The 7,177-nt window shown below is 69.7% G+C and carries 6 protein-coding genes; 3 read left to right on the top strand and 3 right to left on the bottom strand.

Features of this window, described 5'->3' with window-relative positions:
* Positions 1-610: 610 nt before the first annotated feature.
* The 3 genes from FHR66_RS20835 to FHR66_RS20825 form a co-directional block, all read right to left on the bottom strand.
* A complete protein-coding gene (locus tag FHR66_RS20835) occupies positions 611-2,359 on the bottom strand; it encodes an ExeM/NucH family extracellular endonuclease (protein WP_160968409.1) in 1,749 nt (582 codons plus the stop codon).
* 93 nt (positions 2,360-2,452) lie between these two features.
* On the bottom strand, positions 2,453-2,971 hold the full coding sequence (locus FHR66_RS20830; protein WP_160968408.1) for a c-type cytochrome: 519 nt from the start codon (positions 2,969-2,971) through the stop codon (positions 2,453-2,455).
* A 151-nt stretch (positions 2,972-3,122) separates the two neighbouring features.
* Positions 3,123-3,731 (bottom strand): TetR/AcrR family transcriptional regulator, encoded by a 609-nt coding sequence (locus tag FHR66_RS20825; protein ID WP_160968407.1) that lies wholly within the window; start codon positions 3,729-3,731, stop codon positions 3,123-3,125.
* Positions 3,732-3,863: 132 nt separating this feature from the next.
* On the opposite strand from FHR66_RS20825, the gene FHR66_RS20820 reads away from it, so the two are divergent.
* The 3 genes from FHR66_RS20820 to FHR66_RS20975 form a co-directional block, all read left to right on the top strand.
* Positions 3,864-5,027: an isovaleryl-CoA dehydrogenase gene (locus FHR66_RS20820; RefSeq protein WP_010341368.1), complete on the top strand. Its 1,164-nt coding sequence runs from the start codon at positions 3,864-3,866 to the stop codon at positions 5,025-5,027.
* 109 nt (positions 5,028-5,136) lie between these two features.
* Positions 5,137-6,747, top strand: coding sequence for a carboxyl transferase domain-containing protein (locus FHR66_RS20815; protein ID WP_160968405.1), 1,611 nt, complete (start codon positions 5,137-5,139; stop codon positions 6,745-6,747).
* Positions 6,748-6,845: 98 nt separating this feature from the next.
* A partial coding sequence (locus tag FHR66_RS20975) for a hypothetical protein (protein WP_208417156.1) occupies positions 6,846-7,177 on the top strand: 332 nt, incomplete at its 3' end.

Here is a 7,177-nt window from a genome sequence, read left to right as displayed (position 1 = left end):
TGCAAAGCTTTCGCCTTGCGGCGAGTTACTTTTCTTTGCTTGTGCAAAGAAAAGTAACCAAAAGAAAGCACACCCTGCCTCGCGCCCTCCGCGCTGGCGCGCTCCGGGTCCGCGTCCATCACGGGGATCCGCGGAAGGGGCATCCTGCCCCTGCCGCGGACGGCGCACGTCCATGTGCGCCGCCCCTTCGGGGTTTTTCCCCGCGCTGGCCGCCGCTTCGGAAGGGAACCCGGTAAGTCAAAAACAAGAGCCAAAGCTAAGCAACAACAACGGCAACTGCCAAGGCAACAGCAACAGCCGATGCTGTCGCTCTGTCACTCTATCGCGCAAAGCACCGCATCTACCGACTTCGATTGGCACAACGGCAAAACGCGCAGCCAACGCCGTGAAAGACACCAGCACTCCTTCAGGATCGCTGGTGACACGCAAGGCAGGACGCGCAGCGGCAGTCCTCCCGAAACGCAACGCAACGCAACTCCGCATGACGGCAGTCGTACGCTTTGCAAACAACAGGAGCCCAGATAGGGACGTCCCGCAAGTCGAGGATGGGGAAAAGGAGGCCGACGATCGGCTTTTTCCGATTCCCCATTCCCGTTTCCCCATTCCCAGCCTACAGATCAAACCCCAGCAACAACGGATCGTGGTCCGAACTGCGCCACGGGCCGGGCAGATCGCGCTCGCGATAACCATCGCTGTCGGGCAGGTCCGCGTTGACGTGCCATTCGGCGGCGCCGCGCAACCGCGCCGCCAGCGCCGGGCTCAGCAAGGCGTGGTCGAGGCGGCCGCTGAGGCCGCGGTAGACGAAGCTGTAGGGATGCGCGACATGCGCCTCCTGCAGCGCGTCGCGCCAGCCGGCGTCGCGCAGCAGGCGCAGGGGGTCTTCCATCGCGTAGGCGTTGAAATCGCCGAGCAGCACGCTGGACGTGCTGCCGGTACCAGTGGGGTCGCTGCGCAGCCAGGCGTCCAGGCGCCGCGCCGACTCGGTGCGGGTCGCGTTCCAGCAGCCCTGGCCGTCGCCGCGGTCGGCATCCGCACCGCTGGCTTCGCCGCAACCCTTGGACTTGAAGTGGTTGGCCACCACCACGAACGGCGCACCGCTGCCGTGGCGGAAAGCCTGCGCCAGCGGCACCCGGCTGTGCTCGGCGAACGGGCCGCCTTCCAGCATCGCCGGCTTGCCGACCGGGCTCACCCGCGAGGCGCGGTAGATCAGGCCGACCCGGATCGGGTTGTTGCCGGGGCCGTGCCCGGCATCGACGAAGCGCCAGTCGCCGCCGCCGGCGTTGAGCGCGTCGACCAGGCTGGCAATCGCCGAGGTCGGGCCGTAGCCGTCGTTCTCCAGTTCCATCAGCGCGGCGACGTCGGCCTGCAGCGGACGGATCGTCGCCACCAGCTTGCGCAGCTGCGCCTGGAACTCGGCCGCCGTGCGTGCACCACGCAGGGTCGGGAAGCCGCCGCCGCGGCCATCGCCGTTGAAGAAGTTCTCCAGGTTGAACGCGGCGATGCGCAAGGTACCGTCGACCTGCGGCGGCGCCGGTTCCGGCGGCGGCGTCAGCTGCAGCGCAGCGGTCGGGTACAGCCGCGCGACGCCATCGATCACCCCGCCGACGATGCCCTCCACGTTCTGGACTGTGCTGCCCGCGCGCGGCGGTGCAGCAGGGCTGCCCAGATAGTCCGGGAGTTTTGCCGTTGCCGATGTTGATGTCGGAGTAGGAGTCGCAGTGGACGCACCGAGCGTGCCCAGCCGCAGCCCGCGCCGCGCATTGTCGGCGACCACTGCCGCCTGCTCGGCGCTGCCGGGCGCGGCCACTTCGCTGGGCTGCCACAGGCGCCCGCCGAAGGCCACGCCGAGTTCGCCGGTCTTGCCCAGCGCATCGTTGTCGACCACGGTCAGCGGCGCGGCAATGCGCACGCGCATGCCGGCCAATGCCGACCAGTCGCCCGGCGCCGCGTCGAGCACCTGCAGCGGCAAGGGCTGCGCCCGCGCCAGCACGGTGTGGCCCTGCTCCAGCACGCTGCGCCCGACGAATGCGGTGCCGGCCTTGGCCGAGGCAGCGGCCTGCGGTGCCAGTTCGCCCCACACCCGCACGCGGTCGCCCGGGGCCAGGCTGCGCTCGGCATCGCCGCGCACCAGCAGCGCGTCGGCGGTCAGCGGATCGTCGTCGCCGGCATCCTGCACCAGGTAGCCGCTGCCGCCGGCCTCCACCCGTGCGGTGACCACGCCCTCGAACACCACGCCCTGCGCCTGCGGGCCCGGGCGCAACTGCCCGATCGGCAGCAATGGCGGCGGCGTCAGCGCCTGCGCGGCGGGGGCTGCGACCAGGAGCAACAACGACAACAACGATGGCGGCGGCATGCGCATGTGATCACTCTCCTTGTTTGCGCCGGCACGCGACGGGCGCGGAAACGAATGCGCCGCCCGAAGGCGGCGCAGTGGCGTGCGGGAGGCGCAAGGTTACTTCAGGTTGGCCAGCATCCAGTCCACGGTGGCGTGGATCTGCTCCTCGGTCAGCCCGGGATTGCCGCCCTTCGGCGGCATGATGCCCCCATCGGGGCCGGTATAGCCCTCGATGGCATGCTTGTAGAGCGTCTCCTTGCCCTGCGCGATGCGCTTGTCCCAGTGCGCATGATCCAACGTCGGCGCCTTGCCCACGCCCGTGGTGTGGCAGGCGGTACACAGGTTGTTGAAGATGGTCTTGCCGTCGGTGGTGCCGCCGTAGGCCGCCTGCGCCGAGGCCTTGGCCAGCGCCGCCGCCTGGGCGGCGGCCTGCGCCGCGGCGCCGGTGCTGCCGGCATAGACCGCGCCGACCGGCGCGATGCGTTCCTCGGTGCGCTTTTGCGCGATCGGCGACACCTCCGGCGGGATGGCCCGCTGCAGGTAATGCGCGAACACGATCAGGCCGATCGTGATCAGCACCAGCAGGCCGATCACCATCGAGAAGCGCTTGAGAAATTCGAGGTCGTAATTCCGCACATCACACCCCTTTGGCACGTGGTAATCCGGACCACCGCTACGCGACCGAGTATAGCCAGCGTTTGCGCCGCGCGGCACGCCGCAATGGCACGGAATCGCAGGCGATGCGTGCTGCATCGCAGCAGTTCGGCGCAGGCGGCATGACGTCGGCTCAGGCGCTGCCCACCGCGCGCAGGCAGAACCCGCACACCGCCTCGACCAGGCGCTCGCTGTCGCGCGGGCCGTCGCGGCTGGGCGCGGTCGGGCCGACCAGGGCCTCGGTATAGGCGCCGACCAGACACGCCGCCGCCGCATCCAGGTCCTGCGCGGGAAACTCGCCCGCGGCCACGCCGTCGGCCAGGATGCCCTTGAACACGTCGCCGAGCAGGCGCCGGCAGCGGATGCGCTCGGCGTCCACCTCCGGCTCCACCGGCTCGGCGATGAAGGCGTAGGCCAGGCCGGGGCCGGCCAGGGCGCGGCGCACGAACGAGGCGATGGCGTCGCGCAGGCGCTGCGCGGCCGGTGCCGGCGCGGCGGCGATGGCGCGCAGGATGGTCAGCTCGTATTCCACCGCCGCGGTCAGCACCTCCACGAACAGGTCGGCCTTGGACGGGAAATGCCGGTAGATCAGCCCGGTGGAGACCCCGGCCTCGGCCGCCACCGCGGTCACCGGGGCGCCACGGAAGCCGTCGGCGGCGATCAGCCGGCGCGCCGCCAGCAGGATCCGCTGGCGGTTGCCGGCGAGGCGTTCTTCCATCAGGGCGGAGCGTTTGTAGGCCATGGCGTGATTCTAAGTTCAATTAATGAATTTCTGTTCACTTCTTTGCCGTTCCCGGCTACGCTGGGCGCTCTTGCCCGGCGCGGGTCCGATTCTAGGCGCCGCCGGCCACCCGCCATTCCCGGAGTTGCCGCCATGCTGATGCCGTCGTTGAATTTCGAGTTGGGCGAGGAGGTCGACCTGCTGCGCGACAGCGTCGCCGCCTTCGCCGCGCGCGAGATCGCGCCGCTGGCCGAGCAGGCCGACCGCGACAACGCCTTCCCCGCCCCGCTGTGGCGCAAGCTCGGCGAGCAGGGCCTGCTCGGCCTCACCGTCGAGGAGGAATACGGCGGCAGCGCGATGGGCTACCTGGCGCACGTGGTGGCGATGGAGGAGATCTCGCGGGCCTGCGGCGCGATCGGCCTGTCCTACGGCGCGCATTCGAACCTGTGCGTGAACCAGTTGCGCAAGAACGCCAGCCCGGCGCAGAAGGCGCGCTACCTGCCCAAGCTGTGCAGCGGCGAGCACGTCGGTGCGCTGGCGATGAGCGAGCCGGGCGCCGGCTCGGACGTGGTGTCGATGAAGCTGCGCGCCGAGGCCCGCGGCGACCGCTACGTGCTCAACGGCAACAAGATGTGGATCACCAACGGCCCCGACGCCGACGTGCTGGTGGTCTACGCCAAGACCGACCCGAGCGGCGGCGCGCGCGGCATCACCGCGTTCGTGGTCGAGAAGGGCATGCCCGGCTTCAGCACCGCTCAGAAGCTGGACAAGCTCGGCATGCGCGGCTCCAACACCTGCGAGCTGGTGTTCCAGGACTGCGAGGTGCCGGCGGAGAACGTACTCGGCGAAGTGGGCGGCGGCGTGCGCGTGCTGATGTCCGGCCTGGACTACGAGCGCGTGGTGCTCTCCGGCGGACCGCTGGGGCTGATGGCCGCGGCGCTGGACGTGGTGCTGCCCTACGTGCACGAGCGCCGCCAGTTCGGCGAACCGATCGGCAGCTTCCAGCTGATGCAGGGCAAGCTGGCCGACATGTACGTGGGCCTGAACGCCTGCCGCGCCTACGTGTATGCGGTGGCGCGCGCCTGCGACGCCGGCCGCACCACCCGCCAGGACGCCGCCGGCGCGATCCTGTACGCCGCCGAGAAGGCGACCTGGCTGACCGGCCAGGCGATCCAGGTGCTGGGCGGCAACGGCTACATCAACGACTACCCGACCGGGCGGCTGTGGCGCGATGCCAAGCTCTACGAGATCGGCGCGGGCACCTCGGAGATCCGCCGCATGCTGATCGGCCGCGAGCTGTTCGAGCGGACCAAGTGATGCGCCGCGAAAGAGGTATCGGCCGAAAGGCCGGTCCGACGTCACCGCGTCGGGGCTGAAGCCCCTCCCACATCAGCTGCCTGTCCTTTCCTTCTCCTACGGTTCTGCCATGAGCGCGATCCAGACCCAGTTGCACCCCGGCAGCGACGCCTTCGCCGCCAATGCCGCCGCGCTGCGCGCGGTGGTCGACGATCTGCACGCCACCCAGGCGCGCATCGCCCTGGGCGGCAGCGAAGCCGCCCGCGCCAAGCACCAGGCGCGCGGCAAGCTGCTGGTGCGCGAGCGCATCGACGCCCTGCTCGACCCGGGCAGTGCGTTCCTGGAGATCGCGCCGCTGGCGGCGCTGGGCCTGTACGACGACGAGGTGCCGTGCGCCGGCGTGGTCGCCGGCATCGGCCGCGTCTCCGGCGTGGAATGCGTAATCGTCGCCAACGACGCCACGGTCAAGGGCGGCACCTACTACCCGATCACGGTGAAGAAGCACCTGCGCGCGCAGGAGATCGCCCAGCAGAACCGCCTGCCGTGCATCTACCTGGTCGATTCCGGCGGCGCGTTCCTGCCGCTGCAGGACGAGGTGTTTCCCGACCGCGACCACTTCGGCCGGATCTTCTACAACCAGGCCAATCTGTCGGCGCAGGGCATCGCCCAGATCGCCTGCGTGATGGGCTCGTGCACCGCCGGCGGCGCCTACGTGCCGGCGATGAGCGATGAGACGGTGATCGTGCGCGAGCAGGGCACCATCTTCCTCGGCGGCCCGCCGCTGGTGAAGGCCGCCACCGGCGAGGACGTCAGCGCCGAGGACCTGGGCGGCGCCGACGTGCACACGCGCATTTCCGGCGTGGCCGACCACTTCGCCGACAACGACCTGCAGGCGCTGGCGCGGGTACGCGCGATCGTCGCCCAGCTCAACTGGCGCAAGCCGGCCCCCGCCCTGGCGCTACGCACGCCGGAACCGCCGCTGTATCCGGCCGAGGAACTGTACGGGGTGATCCCGGCCGACCCGCGCAAACCGTTCGACGTGCGCGAGGTGATCGCGCGGGTGGTGGACGGCTCGCGCTTCGACGAGTTCAAGGCACGCTACGGCACGACGTTGGTCACCGGCTTCGCGCACGTGCACGGCTATCCGGTCGGCATCGTCGCCAACAACGGCATCCTGTTCTCCGAGTCGGCGCTCAAGGGCGCGCACTTCATCGAGCTGTGCGCGCAGCGCGGCATCCCGCTGGTGTTCCTGCAGAACATCACCGGCTTCATGGTCGGCCGCAAGTACGAGCACGGCGGCATCGCCAAGGACGGCGCCAAGCTGGTGATGGCGGTGGCCTGCGCCAAGGTGCCCAAGTTCACGGTGGTGATCGGCGGCTCGTTCGGCGCAGGCAACTACGGCATGTGCGGGCGCGCGTATTCGCCGAACTTCCTGTGGATGTGGCCGAACGCACGCATCGGGGTGATGGGCGGCGAGCAGGCCGCGAGCGTGCTGGCGACGGTACGCCGCGACGGCATCGCGGCCAAGGGCGGGCAGTGGTCGGACGAGGAAGAGGCGGCGTTCAAGGCGCCGATCCGCGATCAGTTCGAGCGCCAGGGTCATCCGTACTACGCCAGTGCGCGGCTATGGGACGACGGGGTGATCGATCCGGCGCAGACGCGGCGGGTGTTGGGGCTGGGGCTGTCGGCGGCATTGAACGCGCCGGCGGAGCCGAGCCGATTCGGGGTGTTCCGGATGTGAGCGGGGGCATGCGCTCGCGGTGGCAGGCGCGTGCGCGCCGGGAGCGGCGGTGGCCATGCAGGTGGTCGCTGACGATTCCGGCAGCGGTGTGTCCGGCAATGGACTCCACGATCGGCTCGGCGGCGGGCGACGCGATTGCCTCCGCTTTTGCTCCTGTTTTTGCTCCTGCTTTTGCGTTTGCTCTTGCTCTGCCTTTGACTTACCGGGCCCCCTCGGCGCGGCAGACACGGCGGGGAAAAACCCGAAGGGCGGCGCACATGGACGTGCGCCGTTCGCGGCAGGGGCAGGATGCCCCTTCCGCGAATCCCCGACGTGGCTGCGAACCCGGAGCGCGCAGCGCGGAGGGCGCGCTGCGGGGTGTGCTTTCTTTTGGTTACTTTTCTTTGCACAAGCAAAGAAAAGTAACTCGCCGCAAGGCGAAAGCTTTGCT

The sequence above is a fragment of the Xanthomonas sp. F4 genome (assembly GCF_011761895.1).
The sequence above is the reverse complement of the archived record's forward strand: the minus strand, read 5'-3'. Positions and strand labels throughout refer to the sequence as shown.

What these genes read in the sequence shown, in the direction of transcription:
- FHR66_RS20820 (WP_010341368.1), top strand. Translation starts at nt 3,864, where the DNA reads ATGCTGATGCCGTCGTTGAATTTCGAGTTGGGCGAGGAGGTCGACCTG.
- FHR66_RS20815 (WP_160968405.1), top strand. Translation starts at nt 5,137, where the DNA reads ATGAGCGCGATCCAGACCCAGTTGCACCCCGGCAGCGACGCCTTCGCC.
- FHR66_RS20835 (WP_160968409.1), bottom strand. Translation starts at nt 2,359, where the DNA reads ATGCGCATGCCGCCGCCATCGTTGTTGTCGTTGTTGCTCCTGGTCGCA.
- FHR66_RS20825 (WP_160968407.1), bottom strand. Translation starts at nt 3,731, where the DNA reads ATGGCCTACAAACGCTCCGCCCTGATGGAAGAACGCCTCGCCGGCAAC.